This window comes from Streptacidiphilus sp. EB103A, from assembly GCF_041261405.1.
Lineage (GTDB): Bacteria > Actinomycetota > Actinomycetes > Streptomycetales > Streptomycetaceae > Streptacidiphilus.
Genome location: NZ_JBGCAQ010000012.1, coordinates 227,479 through 243,459, shown reverse-complemented (window position 1 = coordinate 243,459; position 15,981 = coordinate 227,479). Strand labels below are relative to the sequence as shown.

At 72.5% G+C, this 15,981-nt stretch carries 13 protein-coding genes; 6 read left to right on the top strand and 7 right to left on the bottom strand.

Going from position 1 to position 15,981, the window contains the following annotated elements; all coding sequences use genetic code 11:
• Positions 1–22 precede the first annotated feature (22 nt).
• Positions 23–580, top strand: coding sequence for a hypothetical protein (locus ABH941_RS21325; RefSeq protein ID WP_370130997.1), 558 nt, complete (start codon positions 23–25; stop codon positions 578–580).
• Here ABH941_RS21325 and ABH941_RS21320 read toward each other — a convergent pair.
• The 4 genes from ABH941_RS21320 to ABH941_RS21305 all read right to left on the bottom strand — a co-directional run bounded on the left by ABH941_RS21320 (position 496) and on the right by ABH941_RS21305 (position 6,631).
• Complete coding sequence (locus ABH941_RS21320; RefSeq protein ID WP_370131033.1) at positions 496–2,877, bottom strand: [protein-PII] uridylyltransferase; 2,382 nt, start codon at positions 2,875–2,877, stop codon at positions 496–498. The two genes, ABH941_RS21325 and ABH941_RS21320, sit on opposite strands and share 85 nt — an antisense overlap.
• A gap of 238 nt (positions 2,878–3,115) precedes the next feature.
• Entirely contained in the window at positions 3,116–3,454 is a 339-nt protein-coding gene (locus ABH941_RS21315) for a P-II family nitrogen regulator (RefSeq protein ID WP_030263887.1), read from the bottom strand.
• A complete protein-coding gene (locus tag ABH941_RS21310; RefSeq protein WP_370130996.1) occupies positions 3,451–4,797 on the bottom strand; it encodes an ammonium transporter in 1,347 nt (448 codons plus the stop codon). Before ABH941_RS21310 ends, ABH941_RS21315 begins: the two co-directional genes overlap by 4 nt.
• Positions 4,798–5,170: 373 nt before the next feature.
• Positions 5,171–6,631: a hypothetical protein gene (locus tag ABH941_RS21305; protein ID WP_370130995.1), complete on the bottom strand. Its 1,461-nt coding sequence runs from the start codon at positions 6,629–6,631 to the stop codon at positions 5,171–5,173.
• 486 nt (positions 6,632–7,117) lie between these two features.
• On the opposite strand from ABH941_RS21305, the gene ABH941_RS21300 reads away from it, so the two are divergent.
• Positions 7,118–7,756, top strand: coding sequence for a DNA primase (locus ABH941_RS21300; protein WP_370130994.1), 639 nt, complete (start codon positions 7,118–7,120; stop codon positions 7,754–7,756).
• Positions 7,757–7,814: 58 nt separating this feature from the next.
• Here the strand turns inward: ABH941_RS21300 and ftsY are convergent, their stop codons facing one another.
• Positions 7,815–9,005 carry a signal recognition particle-docking protein FtsY gene (ftsY, locus tag ABH941_RS21295; RefSeq protein ID WP_370130993.1) on the bottom strand — a complete coding sequence of 397 codons (1,191 nt, stop codon included), beginning with the start codon at positions 9,003–9,005 and terminating at the stop codon, positions 7,815–7,817.
• A gap of 131 nt (positions 9,006–9,136) precedes the next feature.
• On the opposite strand from ftsY, the gene ABH941_RS21290 reads away from it, so the two are divergent.
• Positions 9,137–10,954, top strand: coding sequence for an ABC transporter ATP-binding protein (locus ABH941_RS21290; protein WP_370130992.1), 1,818 nt, complete (start codon positions 9,137–9,139; stop codon positions 10,952–10,954).
• Positions 10,951–12,813: an ATP-binding cassette domain-containing protein gene (locus tag ABH941_RS21285; RefSeq protein WP_370130991.1), complete on the top strand. Its 1,863-nt coding sequence runs from the start codon at positions 10,951–10,953 to the stop codon at positions 12,811–12,813. The genes ABH941_RS21290 and ABH941_RS21285 overlap by 4 nt, the downstream gene beginning before the upstream one ends.
• On the opposite strand, the gene ABH941_RS21280 is transcribed toward ABH941_RS21285, so the two are convergent.
• The gene (locus ABH941_RS21280) at positions 12,750–13,601 is read right to left on the bottom strand and encodes an AraC family transcriptional regulator (protein ID WP_370130990.1); all 852 of its coding nucleotides are present in this window, start codon (positions 13,599–13,601) and stop codon (positions 12,750–12,752) included. The genes ABH941_RS21285 and ABH941_RS21280 overlap by 64 nt on opposite strands.
• A gap of 64 nt (positions 13,602–13,665) precedes the next feature.
• Between ABH941_RS21280 and ABH941_RS21275 the strand changes: the two genes are divergently transcribed.
• Together ABH941_RS21275 and ABH941_RS21270 are read left to right on the top strand one after the other, a co-directional pair.
• A complete protein-coding gene (locus tag ABH941_RS21275; RefSeq protein ID WP_370130989.1) occupies positions 13,666–14,076 on the top strand; it encodes a DUF2000 family protein in 411 nt (136 codons plus the stop codon).
• A gap of 47 nt (positions 14,077–14,123) precedes the next feature.
• A complete protein-coding gene (locus tag ABH941_RS21270; RefSeq protein WP_370130988.1) occupies positions 14,124–14,519 on the top strand; it encodes a cupin domain-containing protein in 396 nt (131 codons plus the stop codon).
• Here the strand turns inward: ABH941_RS21270 and ABH941_RS21265 are convergent.
• Positions 14,509–15,969, bottom strand: coding sequence for a carbohydrate-binding protein (locus ABH941_RS21265; RefSeq protein WP_370130987.1), 1,461 nt, complete (start codon positions 15,967–15,969; stop codon positions 14,509–14,511). The two genes, ABH941_RS21270 and ABH941_RS21265, sit on opposite strands and share 11 nt — an antisense overlap.
• Positions 15,970–15,981 lie beyond the last annotated feature (12 nt).

The window sequence follows — 15,981 nt, the reverse complement described above, 5'->3', positions numbered from 1 at the left end:
CCGGAGTGCGCAGCATGGACACATGTCGCTCGTCGCCGCACTGATCCAGCGCCGCCGCCATCCGCTGCTGCGCCGCGCCGTCCAGGAAGTCCTCGCCCTGTACGGGATGGAGGTGCCCGCCGCCGCCGAGGTCGGCCCCGGTCTGATCGTGTTCCACCGCGGCTTCGGCACGGTGTTGCACCCGTTCACCACCCTCGGCGCCGGGGTGACCCTCTACAACGGGGTCACCATCGGCCGGGCCGACCCCTGGGTCCCGCAGGAGCAGAGCCTGATGGAGCGGGTGGTGGTCGAGGACGGCGCGGTGCTGTGCTCCGGCGCCAAGGTGCTGTGCAAGAAGGGCGTGCTCACCGTCGGCCGCGGCACCGTGGTGGGCGCCAACGCGGTGCTCACCTCCTCCACCGGGCCGTTCGAGATCTGGGCGGGGGCGCCCGCGCGCCGGATCGGCACACGGGCGGAGCTGCCGGGCCCGACTGCCCCGGAACCACGGGACGGCAGTCAGGACAGCGCGCGCTCCACGGAGCGGGCCACCTCGACGGCGCGGGACGGCGGCAGCGGCAGGTCGTCGGGGCCGGTCACGTAGAAGGCGTCGACGGCGTCCGCGCCGAGCGTGGAGATCCGCGCGTTGCGGACCCGTACGCCGGTGTCCTCCAGGGCGCGGCCGATGCGGTGCAGCAGGCCGGGGGCGTCATGGGCGCGGACCTCCAGCACGGTGGCGCTGGCCGAGCCGCCCTTGGCGACGGTCACCCGGGGCGGCGGGGCGGCGATACCGCGGCGCCGCGGCGCGGCCGCGTCGCGCTCCGCCAGCCGGCGGGTGACGTCCATGCCGCCGTCCAGGGCGCGCCGGATGTCCGCCCGCAGCCTGGCCGCCTCCGGGACCTCCCCGTACTCCGCGGCCACCTGCCAGGTCAGGGCCAGGACCGCGCCTGCTCCTATCGGGTCGAGCTCGCGGATCGCGGCCGAACGGACCGTCAGCCGGTGCAGGGCCAGCACCCCGGCCACCGTCGGCAGCACGCCGGGACGGTCGTGCAGGGCCAGGGTCAGCGTGACCCCCATCGGCTCGGCACTCGGGTCCGACGGGTGTTCGGCCTCCGCATGGACGGAGAGCACCGGGCCGTTGGTGCGGGCCGCCTCGACGGCCAGCCGCTCCTCCTCGGCCGAGGGCTCGGGGGCCGTGTCCAGGTGGCCGCCGTCGCCGGCCAGGGCGGCCGCGGCCCGCTCGGCCAGATCGGCGACCAGGGTGGCCCGCCAGCTGCTCCAGGCCGCGGGCCCGGTCGCCAGCGCGTCCGCCTCGGTGAGGGCGTGCAGCAGCTCCAGCGCGCCGGTGCTGCCGACCACGGAGGTGATCGCGGCGACGGTGGCCGGATCGTCCAGGTCCCGCCGGGTCGCGGTCTCCACCAGCAGCAGGTGGTGACGGACCAGCAGCGCCAGCGTCTCCACGTCCTGCTTGGGGAAACCCAGCCGCACCGCGACATCGCGGGTGATCACCTCGCCGGCCTCGGAGTGGTCGCCGGGCCAGCCCTTGCCGATGTCGTGCAGCAGCGCGGCGACCAGCAGCAGGTCCGGACGCGCCACCCGGCGGGTGAGCGCGGCCGCCTGCACCGCCGTCTCCACCAGGTGCCGGTCCACCGTCCAGCGGTGCACGGCGTTGCGCTGCGGACGGCAGCGGACCCGGTCCCAGTCCGGCAGCAGCCGGGCGATCAGGCCCTCGGCCTCCAGCGCCTCCCAGACCGGGACGGCGCTCTCGCCCGCGCCGAGCAGGGTGATCAGCTGGTCCCTGGCCTCGTCGGGCCAGGGCACCGGCAGCGGCCGGGTCTCCGCGGCCAGTCGGCGCACCGTGGAGGGCGCCAGTGGCAGGCCGGCCTGGGCGGCAGCGGCGGCGGCGCGCAGCGGCAGCGCCGGATCGGTCGCCGGGCGCGCGGCGTGGGCGAGCACCGCCTCGCCGTCCTGCTCGACCACGCCCTCGGCGAGCGGGCTGCGCTCGACGGCGCCGCGGGCGGCGGGGGCGTTGGAGCCGAAGCCGAAGCGGACCGTGCGCCGGATCTTGCTGCCGCTGCGGGAGCGCAGCACCCGGTCCACCTCGCGCCAGGTGACGTCGGAGGCGTAGGCGACGGTGCGGGCCGCCTCGTAGACCTGGCGCAGCAGGATGTCGGCGTCCAGGACGCCGAGGTCCAGGGCGACCGCGTCCTGTTCCTGGAGGCTGAGCCGGTCGGTGGCGCGTCCGGTGACCAGGTGCAGGGTGTCGCGGACGTCGCGGAGTCTGGCCCCCGCCTCGGCGAGCCCGGTGCGCGGGGCGTCGGCGATCCAGGAGGCGGCCACCGCGTCGAGCGCGGTCAGATCACGCAGACCGCCGCGGGCCTCCTTCAGGTCGGGTTCCAGCAGGAAGGCCAACTCGCCGTGGCGTTCCGCGCGTTCGCGACACATCTCATGCAGTTCGGGCAGGCGCTTGGCGGCGCCGGCCCGCCAGTCGGCGAGGATCGCAGAACGCAGGGCGGCGGTGAGACCCGGGTCCCCCGCGACATGGCGGGCGTCGAGCAGGCCGAGCTGCACCTTGAGATCGTCGGCGGCCACCTTGCGGGCGGTGGAGAGGTCGCGGACGGAGTGGTCCAGGGCGATGCCGTTGTCCCAGACCGGGTACCAGAGCTGCTCGGCCAGCGCGGCGACGCCGGACTTGGCGCCGCCGTCGTGGAGCAGCACCAGGTCCAGGTCGCTGCGCGGGGACAGTTCGCCCCGCCCGTAGCCGCCGACGGCAACCAGCGCGACACCGGTCATACCGTCGGCCGCGGTGGAGAACAGGCCGGAGAGCCAGCGGTCGGTGAGCTCGGAGAGCGCGGAGCGGCGCACCGCGCCGGTCCGGCCGTCCTCGCGGAGCAGGTGCAGTCGCTGGGCCGCGTAGCCGCTGGGCTCGGGCGCGGCTGAGGGCTGGGATGACGGTTCGGTAGGGGTCTGGCCGGGCGTTGCCTGCTGCCGATCCGTCAACGGTGCTCCCTGATGCGATGCGAAGATGAACGCCGGAAGGGGAAGCCGGGCCTGAGCCCGACTCCCCCGCCCTTGCGAGTTGTCTCGTCGTTGCGCCTAGATTGTCGTTGCTGTCGGATCCGCAGCGCGGCAGGTTTCCCTACAGCGCGTCAGGCCCGCGTTCTCCGGTGCGAACCCGGACGGTGGTCTCCACCGGGACGCTCCAGACCTTGCCGTCACCGATCTTGCCGGTTCGGGCCGCCTTGACCAGCACATCTATCAGGCCTTCGGCGTCGTCGTCCTCGACCAGGACCTCGACACGCACCTTGGGAACCAGGTCGACGGTGTACTCCGCGCCCCGGTAGACCTCGGTGTGTCCGCGCTGCCGACCGTAGCCACTGGCCTCGGTGACCGTCAGTCCGTGGACTCCGAAGGCCTGCAGGGCCTCCTTGACGTCGTCCAAACGGTGCGGCTTGATCACTGCGGTGATGAGCTTCATGCCTCGACCTTCGTTCCTGCGGGGGCTGCCTCGTCCTCGTCCGCACTCTCCGTCGCCGGAGCCGAAGGCGCAAGGGCGTTGGACAGTGCCGCGCCCACCGCGCTGAAGTCGTACGCGGACTCGGCGTGCTCGGCCTGGTCGATGCCGGCGACCTCGACGTCCTCGGAGACCCGGAACCCGATGGTCTTGTCGATCGCCAGGCCGATGACGTAGGCCAGGACGAAGGAGTAGACACCGACCACGACCACGCCCAGGGCCTGACGGCCCAGCTGGGTGAAGCCGCCGCCGTAGAACAGACCGGAGTAGGTGGCGCCGCCGTGACCGGTGGCGAGCAGACCGATCAGCAGGGCGCCGGTGGCGCCGCCGACCGCGTGGACGCCGACGACGTCAAGCGAGTCGTCGAAGCCGAAGCGGTACTTGAGGCTGATCGCCCAGGCGCAGAGAGCGCCGACGATGAGTCCCAGCGCGATCGCGCCGAGCGGGCTGACGTAGGCACAGGCGGGGGTGATCCCGACCAGGCCGGCGACCGCGCCGGAGGCGGCACCCATGGTGGTGAAGGAGCCGTGCTTGATCTTCTCGAAGGCCAGCCAGCCGAGCATGGCCGCGGCGGTGGCGATCTGGGTGTTCATGAAGGCCAGACCGGCCAGGCCGTTGGCGGCCAGCGCGGAGCCGGCGTTGAAGCCGAACCAGCCGAACCACAGCAGACCGGAGCCGAGCATCACCAGCGGGAGGCTGTGCGGACGCATCGGGTCCTTCTTGAAGCCGATGCGCTTGCCCAGCACGAAGCACAGTGCGAGACCGGCCATACCGGCGTTGAGGTGGACCGCGGTACCACCCGCGAAGTCCAGCACGTGCAGCCGGTCCCCGAGCCAGCCGCCCTGGCCGTTGTTGAAGTAGAAGACCCAGTGGGCGACCGGGAAGTAGACAACGCTGACCCACAGAGCCAGGAACAGCGCCCAGGCCGAGAACTTGGCCCGGTCCGCGATCGCGCCGCTGATCAGAGCCGGGGTGATGACCGCGAACATCAGCTGGAAGGCCGCCAGAGCGTAGACCGGGATGGTCCCGCTCAGTTCATTCATCCCGATGTGCCGCATGCCCAGCATCGAGAAGTCGCCGATGAGGCCGTGGAATGAGTCGGTTCCGAAGCTGAGAGTGAAGCCGTAGAGCACCCAGAGGACCGTGACGATCCCCAGTGCGATAAAGCTCATGATCAGCATGTTCAGTGTGCTCTTGACCCTGACCATGCCGCCGTAGAAGAAGGCAAGCCCCGGGGTCATCAGCATGACCAGTGCCGAACTTATGAGTACAAAAGCGGTATCCCCGCCGCTGAAGCCGGTAGGCATCGGCGTCTCCTCGGTTGTTGTGCCGCTCCGTCCCCCGGGTATCCGTCCCGTGCCCCCGGAGGCGTCGGCTGTTGTTGAGGAGATTGACGGAGACCGGTTTCGGCCGATGCGTGACCATGTTTCGCGCGGGTGACGAACCTCACGAGAGTGTTACACCCCGGTGAACACCAGAACCGGGACGCACACGCATCGCTACGCTGGCGCCCCACAACATCACCGACCGCGGAAACCCCGTGCAGATCTGGCGTGGGGGAGCCGAGTGCGGGGGGTTTCCGCGGTCGGAGTCACTGCCGCCGGGTGGCGGGTGGCTGAAAACGTTCGGTCGGCCGACGGACGGCACCGGTCCCCGGGTCGGACGGCCTGCGGCCGGGGGTCAGACGGCCTGCGGGCGGGTGAACTCGGGAAGCTCGGTGTCGATGCGGTCGCGCAGCCGCACCACGTCGCCGACGTCGCGGAACTCGCCGAGCGCGGCCTCGGCGGTCTTGCGGATCCGGGTGTTGACCCGCTCCGAGCGGATCCGCGTCGCGATGTCCACGGCCTGCTGCGCCGAGGAGGCGGCAGCCTCGGGCTCCTTCTGCAGCAGATGGACGCTGGCCATGCCGATCAGGTTCAGCGCGTAGGAGCGCTGGTGCTTCTCGTCCTGCGAGAACAGCTCGACCGCGCGCTCCATCACCGGCTGCGCCTGGAGCGCGTACACCTCGCTGCGGCCGGCGTGGTAGCTGAGGTCGCGGTAGGAGTGCGCGTTCTCGGCGTTGAGCTCGGCCTCGGAGAAGAAGGTGAGCCAGTCGGGCTCCTCGGACGGTGTGGTGGCGATGTCGCCGAAGGAGTCCTCGGCCAGCCGGGCCGCCCGGTAGCACTTGTTGACCTCGCCGAGATTGGCGTAGGCGCGGGCCTCCATCGCGTGCAGCAGGGCCTGCTGCCGCGGGGTCGCGGATTCGCGGCTGCCGTACTGGGCGAGGTGGATCAGCTCCAGGGCGTCGCTGCTGCGGTTGAGGTGGATCATCTGCCGGCACATGTCGGAGAGGATCAGCGCACCGAAGGGCCGGTCGCCGGCCTCCTTGGCGGCGTGCAGCGCCAGCACGTAGTACTTCTGCGCGCTGGGGTGCATTCCGATGTCGTAGGACATCCAGCCGGCCAGGTGCGCCAGTTGCGAGGTGGTCTGGAACAGCCTGCGGGTGGTGTCCGCCGGGTAGGTCTCCTGCAGCAGGTCGCAGACCTCGTGCAGCTGGCCGACCACGGCCTTGCGGCGCAGGCCGCCGCCGTTCTGGGCGTCCCACTCGCGGAACATCCGCACGGTGGACTCGAGCAGGGCGAGTTCGGGCCCGGAGATCCTGCCGGTGGGGGCGCGGCCGTCGCGGGCGGCGGTGAGGGCGGACGTGGGCATGCCGCTGGGGGTGGGGGCGAGCCAGCGCTGCATGGGTTCGATCAGGGCCGAGCCCGCGGTGAGCGCGAGCGAGGTGCCGAGGAATCCGCGGCGGTTGAGCATCAGGTCGCTGCGGGAGTAGTCGGAGATCAGCTGGACGGTCTGGCTGCCGTTCCAGGGGAGGTCCACCCCGGAGCCGGGGGCGAGGTTGGGGATCGCCTTGAGGCCCAGGTCCTCGATCGCGACCAGGGAGCCGAACCGCTCCGAGAAGAGGTCGGAGAGGATCTTCGGGATGGGTTCGCGCGGACTCTCGCCGTCCAGCCAGCGCCGCACCCGCGAGGTGTCGGTGCTGATGTGGCTGGCGCCGATCTGCCGGGCCCGCCGGTTGACCTGCCGGGCGAGTTCGCCCTTGGACCAACCGCTTCGGACGAACCATGTCGTCAACTGCTCGTTGGGTTGCTTCTCGCCCACCGGAACGCCCCCATCCCGGGCTCACCCGCTGTGGTGCCCCTCACGGCCCGATGGCTCGGGACGCCCAAGGCCTGCTCCTGCCAGCCAGTCGAACCTTCTGACGAACTTCCCGAACACCCGACCGAATATATAACGGTCAGTCAGGGATCTTGTCCCGCACGATGATTGCCATTGGCATAACCGCTCGGGCAGGAAGTCGACTGCCTGCGGAGCGAACGTAGCGCGGTTTCCGCCATCCGGGCGAGTAAGCCCGGAGAAACGCCACCCTTCGCCACCCCTACGGGTGAACTTCGGCTCTGCCCCAGGCGCTTCACTGGATCTCGGAGGCCTTCCGCTCCCGGATACGACCATCCCCCATTCCCCGGACACCGGCAATCAGATCCGCGATTCCGGCCGCGGGAAAGGGCGCACGACCGACAACTGCACGCCCTGCCGCGCCCCGCGGCGTAACCATCGGGACCTGATTCTGGTTGGTGGTGAGTGGACTTGGACAGCCTGTTCGGAAACCCGATCTTCAACGGACGGTCGCTCGGCCCGCGCGGACGCTCCCGCGCCACCCGGTGCCAGACCGCTGCCGAGTACACCCTGCACTGGGGCTGGACCGTGGCCCTGGCGGACGCCGGCTCCGCCGTCGGCACCGATGCCGACGCCGGTGCCGACGCCGGTGCCGTCGTACTGCCGCCCGGCAGCGGCCCCACCGAACTGCGCGACGCCTGGCTGCGCCGCCCGGGCGCGGAGCTGCGGCTGCGCACCGGGCTCCGCTTCGACGCGCTCGACGTCCCCGAGGCGGCCGGCTACCAGGCGCTGGTCCGGCTCGAACGGATGGGGGTCAGACCGGGGCCGGTCCTGCTGACCCCGCAGGCCCGAGCGCTGTTCCTGGTCGCGCCGCACACCGCCGAGGCGCTGCCCGACCTGCTGTACCGGACCGGATGGGACGACGCCGACCTCGACCTCGTCTGCCACGGCGCCGGCGCGTCGGTGCCGGCGCCGCCCACCCCGCAGACCCGCTGGCTGCGCCGGCCCTCGCTGGACACCACGGCCCGGCCGCCGGAAGCCCGGCTGCTGCTGGGCACCCTGGCCTACGCCTGCCACCGGGGTGTGGCGGAACTGGTCGGGCGGCACTGACGGCTGTGGCCGCCACCCCGGAAAGGGCGGCGGCCACACTGCTCGGGTCAGAGAGTGCTCAGCCGATGAGCGCGTCCACGAAGCCGGCCGGGTCGAACGGCGCCAGATCGTCCGCGCCCTCGCCCAGGCCGATCAGCTTCACCGGGACGCCCAGCTGGCGCTGGACCGCGATCACGATGCCGCCCTTGGCGGTGCCGTCCAGCTTGGTCAGCACAATGCCGGTGATGTCCACGACCTCGGCGAAGACCTTCGCCTGGACCAGTCCGTTCTGGCCGGTGGTGGCGTCCAGCACCAGCAGCACCTCGTCCACCGGGCCGTGCTTCTCGACCACCCGCTTGACCTTGCCGAGCTCGTCCATCAGACCGGTCTTGGTGTGCAGCCGCCCGGCGGTGTCCACCAGCACGGTGTCCGCGCCCTCGGCGATGCCCTGCTTGACGGCGTCGAAGGCCACCGACGCCGGGTCGCCGCCCTCGGGGCCGCGGACGGTACGGGCGCCGACGCGCTCGCCCCAGGTCTGCAGCTGGTCGGCGGCGGCGGCGCGGAAGGTGTCGGCGGCGCCGAGCAGCACGGTGCGTCCGTCCGCGACCAGCACCCGGGCCAGCTTGCCGCTGGTGGTGGTCTTGCCGACGCCGTTGACCCCGACGACCAGCACCACAGCGGGACGCGGGGCGTCCCCCTCGGTGTGCCGGGCGGTGTGCAGGGTGCGGTCCAGCGTCGGGTCGACCAGGGTGGTCAGCTCCTCGCGGAGCAGGGTGCGCAGCTCGTCCGAGGTGCGGGTGCCGAGCACCTTCACCCGCGAGCGCAGCCGCTCCACCAGCTCCTGGGTGGGGGCGACGCCCACGTCGGCGGTGAGCAGGACCTCCTCGATCTCCTCCCAGGTCTCCTCGTCGAGGTGGTCCCGGGAGAGCAGGGCCAGCAGGCCCTTGCCCATGGAGTTCTGCGAGCGGGACAGCCGGGAGCGCAGCCGGACCAGGCGCCCGGCCGTGGGCTCCGGTACGTCCAGCTCGCGGACGGCGGGGGCCTCCGGGGCAGCGGCCTCCGCGCCGGCCTCCGGTAGCGGGACCTCCTCGACGGTCCTGGTCGGCGCCTCCCGCGGCGGCGCGGCCTCCTCGCCGACCTGCGGCTCGCCGATCCGGGCCGGGGTGGACGGCGGCGGCAGCTGCTTGCGCCGCCTGCCGTTGACGACGAGACCGGTGGTCGCTCCGAGGAGCACCACGGCGATGACTACTGCGATGATGATGTATTCCATGACGCCTCCCAGTATCGGGTACGGCTGTGCGAAGACGTGCGAAGTCGGAGGGACAGCACCCGACCGGGGCCCTTTGTCACTGAATGTCATCAGGCGGAACCGGCGTGAACACAACCGGCATCATGTCGGTCATGCCAACCTCATCCGTACACGGCGCTCTGCGCCACCGGCTCCTGCTGCTGCGCTCCGTCCGCGCCGCCGGGACACCGGTGGTGGCCTCCCTGGCCGCCGTCCAGCTGCTGACCGCGGTCGCCCCCGCGGTGACGGCGGCGGTGCTGGGGCTGCTGGTCGGACGGGTTGACGGGGCGTCGGGCAGCGGCGTCTTCCGGGCCGCGCTGCTGCCGCTGGCGCTGTTCGGGGCCGTGCTGCTGCTCGGCTACCTCGCGCAGTCGGCGACCGCGCCGCTGGGGTATTTGCTGCGCTGGCGGGTGGACGGGGCGCAGCGGACCCGGATCGCCCGGCTGGCCCTGGCCGGCCCCACCGTGGGCAGCCTGGAGAGCGCCGAGGTGCAGACCCTGCTGCGCGGCGCCATCGGCGACCCCGACCACGGTCCCGACCGCACCGTCGGCCTGGGCGCGCTCGCCTCGATGCAGCAGCTGGCCCAGCTGGCCGGCGCCGCTGCCGCCTGCGCCGTGCTGGCCGGCTACGCCTGGTGGACCGTGCCGCTGCTGCTGCTCACCGCGGCCGGCTGCGGAGCGCGGCACTACCTGACCGGGCGCGCGGTCAACGGCACCTGGCGCTTCGCCGACCAGGAGGAACTGCACGCGGACATGTGGCGCAGGGCCGTGGTGTCGCCGAGCGAGGGCAAGGACATCCGGGTGTTCGGCCTCTCCGACTGGCTGGTCCGGCGGATGCAGCACCATATCGACGTCGCCAACGAACCGCTGTGGTCCTCCATCGACCGGATGCTGCGCGGGGAGTGGATCACCCTGCTGCTGGTCTGCGCAGGCCTTGGCCCCGTCTATGTCGCGGTCACCCTCGACGCGGTGCACGGCCGCACCACGGTGGCGGTGCAGACCGCGGTGCTGGCGGCCGGCTACGCGCTCTACCAGTCCCTCGGCAGCGGCTCGCAGCTGCTGCGGATCGCCGGCGCGCTGAACGCGATCCGCTCCTTCGAGGAGGTGCGGGACCTGCTGGCGGCAGTACCGCAGACCGGCCCGGACCTCCCGCGCACGGAGGAACCCCCGCTGGTCCGCTTCGAGCAGGTCGGCTTCCACTACCCGGGCAGCGAACGCACCGTGCTGGACGGCCTCGACCTGGAGATCCGTCCGGGCGAGCTGCTGGCCGTGGTCGGCCTCAACGGGGCCGGCAAGTCCACGCTGATCAAGTTGCTCTCCGGCCTCTACCGACCGTCCTCGGGCCGGATCACCGCGGACGGCGTCCCGCTGACCGCGGCCGGCACCGCCGCCTGGCGCGAGCGGTTGACCGTGGTGTTCCAGGACTTCGTCCGCTACCAGCTGTCCGCCGCCGAGAATGTGACGCTGCGTCCGGTCGACTGCGCGGCACTGGACGCGGCGGCCGACGACGCGGGATTCACGCCGCTCCTGGAGCGGCTGCCGGCCGGCTGGGACACCCCGCTGGCCCGGGCCAGGAGCGGCGGGGTCGACCTGTCCGGCGGCCAGTGGCAGCAGCTGGTGCTCACCCGCGCCCTCTACGCCGTGCGGACCGGGGCGCAGCTGCTGGTGCTGGACGAGCCGACCTCGCATCTGGACGTCCGCACCGAGTTCGAGGTGTTCCGGCGGCTGGCCGAGCACCGGGGCCGCACCAGTGTGGTGCTGATCTCGCACCGGCTGTCGACGGTGCGTCAGGCCGACCGCATCGTGCTGCTGGACGGCGGAAGGATCACCGAGTCGGGCACCCATGACGAGCTGATGGCCCTGGGCGGCGGCTACGCCGGCCTCTTCACCATCCAGGCGGAGCGGTTCGCCGCGGCAGGAGCAGCCGAATGACCGGCCGAATGAACCGGTTCCGCAGGTACCCGGCGCTGTGGCGGGAGTTCATGGCGCTGTCCTGGCGCCGGATGCCCGGCCTGACCCTGGCCGCACTGGCGTCCGTCGGCGCGTCCGTGCTGGTGGTGGCCGCGACCGGGCTGACCCTGCGGGCCGCCGTGGACGCCACCGTGCGCGGCGCGGCGGGCACGGCCGTGACCGCCGCGGCCGGCGCCGCGCTGGCCTATGCGCACACCCATGTGCTGTCGGGCGTCGCCCTCCAGCTCACCAGCACCACCGCCGACCGGCTCGGCCGGACCGTGCTCAGGCCCGAGGTGCACCGGGAGATCACCGCGCTGGAGGGCCTGGAGCATCTGGAGCGCAGCGACTTCCTGGACCGGCTCTCCCTGGTCGTCACCGGGACCGCCCGCCTCGCCCAGTCCCCCTGGCATGCGCTGATGACCCTCGCCGGGGTGCTGCGGCTGGGCGTCACCCTGCTGCTGCTCGGCACGGTCAGCCCCTGGCTGCTCCTGCTGCTGCCCCTGGCCGCCGGGCTGACCTGGGCCGACCACCGGGGCCAGCGGCTGGTCCGGGCCGCCGACACCGGCTCCGCCGAGGGGTACCGGCTGCAGCAGCACCTGCTGGAGCTCGCGGTGCAGCCGGCCGGGGCGAAGGAGGTGCTGACGGCCGGGTCCGCTGCCGAGCTGATCGACCGCCAGGCCGAGGAGTGGAACCGGGCGATCTCGCTGCGGGCCGGCGCCAGGGCCCGGGCCGCACTGTGGAAGGCCGGCGGCTGGACGCTGTTCTCCACCGGCTTCGTCGCGGCGCTGGCGCTGGTGGCCTGGATGACGGCGCACGGCCGCGGCTCGATCGGCGACCTGGTGCTCACCGTCACGGTGGCGGCCACCGTCAAGGACAGTCTGCAGACCGTGGTCGCCGCGACCGCCGAGACGGCCGGCTCGTCGCAGGTGATCGAGGAGTACCTGTGGCTGCGCGACTACGCGGCCGGGGTGCGGGCCAGGGCGTCCGGCGGCCTGGCCGCCCCCTCGCTGCTCCGGGACGGGATCACCCTCAGCGAAGTCGTCTACACCTACCCCGGCACCGACCGCCCCGCCCTGGACCGGCTGAGCGTACGGCTGCCGGCTGGCTCGGTGGTGGCCGTCGTCGGCGAGTACGGCTCGGGCAAGACCACCCTGGTCAAGCTGCTGGCGAAGTTCTACCGCGCCGACAGCGGCTCCATCCTGGTGGACGGGACCGAGCTGGCCGAGCTGGACACCGAGGGCTGGCGGGCCCGTTCCAGCGCGGCCTTCCAGGACTTCGGGCGGTTCCGCACCACCTTCGCCGACACCGTCGGCCTCGGCGACATCGGTGCTCTGACGGACCGTGAGCGGATAGCCGAGGCGGTCGCGGCCGCCGACGCCGCCGGGATCGTCGCCGGGCTGCCCGACGGCCTGGACACCCAGCTCGGCGTGGAGCTGGGCGGCGTCGAGCTCTCCGAGGGGCAGTGGCAGCGCGCCGCGCTGGCCCGCGCCTCGATGCGCCGTGATCCGCTGCTGTTCGTCCTGGACGAACCCACCGCCTCCCTGGACGCCCCCAGCGAGCAGGCCATCTTCGAGCGCTACATGGCCAGGGCCCGGCTGCTGGCCGCCCGGACCGGAGCGGTGACCGTGATCGTCTCGCACCGCTTCTCCACCGTCACCGGAGCCGATCTGATCCTGGTGCTGCACCGGGGCCGGCTGGTCGAAGCCGGGGACCACCGCGAGCTGACGGCCCTCGGCGGTCGCTACGCCGAGCTCTACGGACTGCAGGCCACCGCCTATGCGCTCGGCGACCGGACGGACGGGTCACCCGCGCGGAAGGCTCCCGGGGTGAGTCCGTAGCAGCGCAGGAACCAGCGGTTGAGATGGCTCTGGTCGGTGAACCCGGTCGCCGCCGCCACCTCGGCCAGGCCCTCCCCGCGCAGGATCATCCGTCGGGCCTCACGCAGCCGCAGCTGCCGCTGGTACTCGCTGGGCGCGAGCCCGTAGGCGGCCCGGAAGCCCCGGTAGAGCGCGAAGCGACTGCAGCCCGCCGCGGCGGCCAGTTCCTCGGGCGACACCGGCCGCGGGCCCGCCTCGACCAGCAGGGCGCGGGCCCGGGCCAGGGCTCCCCCGGCCGCGCCGACACTGATCCGCTGCCCGGCGCCGTGGCCGACCAGCGCCAGCACGGCCTCGGTCAGCCGCTCGTCCCGCACCAGGGCGTCGGCGGGCCCGGTGAGGCTGTGGTGCAGCCGGCGAATGGCGCGGGCGGCCCGGACGTCGTCCAGGACCGGTTCGGTGAACAGCGGCAGCGGTCCGCTTTCCCGCCCCGCCGCGTCGGCCAGCACCTCGCCCACCAGCTCAGGGCCGATGTGGACGATGCGGTAGGTGAACCCGAGCCCGTCGGCGGTGCGGCCGTCGTGCGGGTCGTCCGGGTTGAAGGTCATCACCAGGCCGGTGGCGCTGGTGTGGGCTCCGCCGCGGCAGCTGAAGGTCTGCGCGCCCTCCTCGGTCACGCCGAAGGAGTACGTCTCATGGCTGTGGCGGTGGTAGACGTGCTCCCGCAGATGCGCGTGCATGGCCTCCAGCGGCCGCTGCCCGTCCCGCCAGTAGTTCACCCAGTCACCATGGCCGATCGACACGTCACTCACCCGTCCATTCTGCCGCGCACCAGCGTCCAAGACGCCGGGAACCCCGGCACCGCAGGGTGGGCCCATGCGCTTCGACACCAAGATCGCCCTGGTGGTCCGCGAGGACCTCGCTCCCTGGCAGGCCCTCAATGTGACCGCCTTCCTCGCCTCCGGAATCGCCCACGCCTCGGACCAGATCATGGGCAAGCCCTACGAGGACGGCGCCGGCCACGAGTACCTGGCGTTGTTCCGGGAGCCGGTGCTGGTCTTCGCCGCCGACTCCGGCCAGCTGGCCGAGGTGCACCGCCGCGTGCTGTCCCGGGAACTGCCGACCGCCCTCTACACCGCGGACATGTTCGGCACCGGCAACGACGACGACAACCGGGCCGCGGTCCTCGCCGCCGACCCGCAGGCGCTGGATCTGGTCGGACTCGCCGTCCACGGCCCCCGCAACGTGGTCGACCGCTGCACCAAGGGCCTTCCGCTGCATCCCTGAGCCTGCAAAACCCCTGAACCGTCACCAGCAACCAGGAGTACTCCCCCATGACCGACCTCGACGCCGCCCTGGACGCCATCCCCGACCTCTGGTCCCCGCACATCGCCGCGACCGTCAACGACTACGACGTCAAGATCGCGAAGCTGGAGGGCGCGTTCGTCTGGCACGCCCATCCGGAGACCGACGAGTTCTTCCTGGTCCTGGCCGGGAGACTGACCATCGAACTGGAGGGCAGGGAGCCGGTCGTGCTCGGCCCGCACCAGGTGTTCACCGTGCCGCGCGGCCTGCGGCACCGTCCCGTCGCCGACCCCGGCACCAGGATCATGCTGCTGGAGCCACAGGGCACCACCAACACCGGCGACGCCGGTCAGGCCCCCGGGGTCGCCACCACCACCGGGCTCCAACTGCGCACGGACACCGCCCCAGCAGCCTTCAGCGGCTGAAGGAGAGGGTGGCCAGGTCCAGGAACGGGGTCTTCCGGTCGCTGACGAAGGTGAGATAGAGGTCGTGCACGCCGGAGGCCGGGGTGTGCAGGGCCTGGGTGAGGGTCTGCCAGGACTGCCAGCCGCCGGTCGACGGGATGTCGATGCTGCCGAAGGTCGGACTGGTGGGGCTGTCCAGCCGGAATTCGATCTTGCCCTTGGCACCTGCGGGCACGCCTGACGAGAAGACGGCGGTGACCTTGGAGAGCGGGGCGGCGCTGCCGAAGTCGAGCTTGGCGAACTCCACCGAGTCGCCCTGGCTGATCGAGGCCAGGGCGCTGCCCCGCACGGCGGCCGTACCGCTGTGGCTGGTGGCCTTGGCCGCCTGGATCCGGCCGGTCGCGTCCGTGCCGGCGGCGGCAGCCGTGGCCGTCGCCGCGCCGCCCGCAGCGCCCTGGTGGGAGTAGACGGCCACATAGTCGACCAGCATGGGGACGCCCGGACGGGTGCCGCCGTCGGGGGTGGTGCGGCCGGCGACGCCGTTGGGGAAGTCGCCGCCCATGGCCACGTTGAGCACGATGAAGTCCCCCGCCGTGGTGGCCGCGGCCCAGGTCCTGGCGTCGACGTCGGTGGACCTGACGGTCCAGTAGAGCCTGTCGTCGACGTACCAGCGCAGTTGCTCGGGGCTGGTGCTGCGGTCCCATTCGAGGGCGTAGGTGTGGAAGACGCCCTGGCAGGCCGACCCCTGGCAGGTGGTCGTCGCGCCGAGGCCGGTCTTCTCGTTGCAGGGGCCGCCCTGTCCGACCCCGCAGTGGAAGGTGCCGTGGATCCGGTTGTCGCCGTTGACGTTCTCCAGGAAGTCCAGCTCGCCGACCCCGGGCCAGGCGTTGGCGTCGGTGCGTTCCCCGGCGCCCAGCGCCCAGAAGGCCGGCCAGTACCCGGCGGCGGCGGCACCGGTCACGTCCGGCAGCTTGATCCGTGACTCGAAGCGCAGCACGCCCCCGGCCGGTGGCCGGAAGTCGGTGCGGCGGCTCTCGATCCTGGCCGAGGTCCACTGCCCGGCGGCGTTCCGGAGCGGGGTGATGGCGAGATCACCCTGCCCGTCGAGGCTGACGTTCGCGGGATCGCCGGTGTAGGACTGGATCTCGTTGGTGCCCCAGTTCGCCGCGCCGCCCTGGTAGCCGTGGCCCTGGTCGAACAGCCAGTTCTGACTGGACGGCAACTGGCCCTTGGCGCCGGTGAAGTCGTCCCGCCAGACCGTGGTCCAGCCGGCCGGGGCGGCCGCGTCGGCGCTCGGTGCGGGCGTGCCGGAGCCACCGGGCGACTGACGGGCCACCAGAAAGGTGACCAGCAGCGCGACCGCCACGACAGCGGTGAGCACCACGAACAGCAGCCGTCGGCGCGGTCCGCGCGCACCCCCGGCGCCGTTCGAGGGGGGTGCGGGGGCCGTACCAGTGCGTGAATTGCTCATTGCACGTCCTGA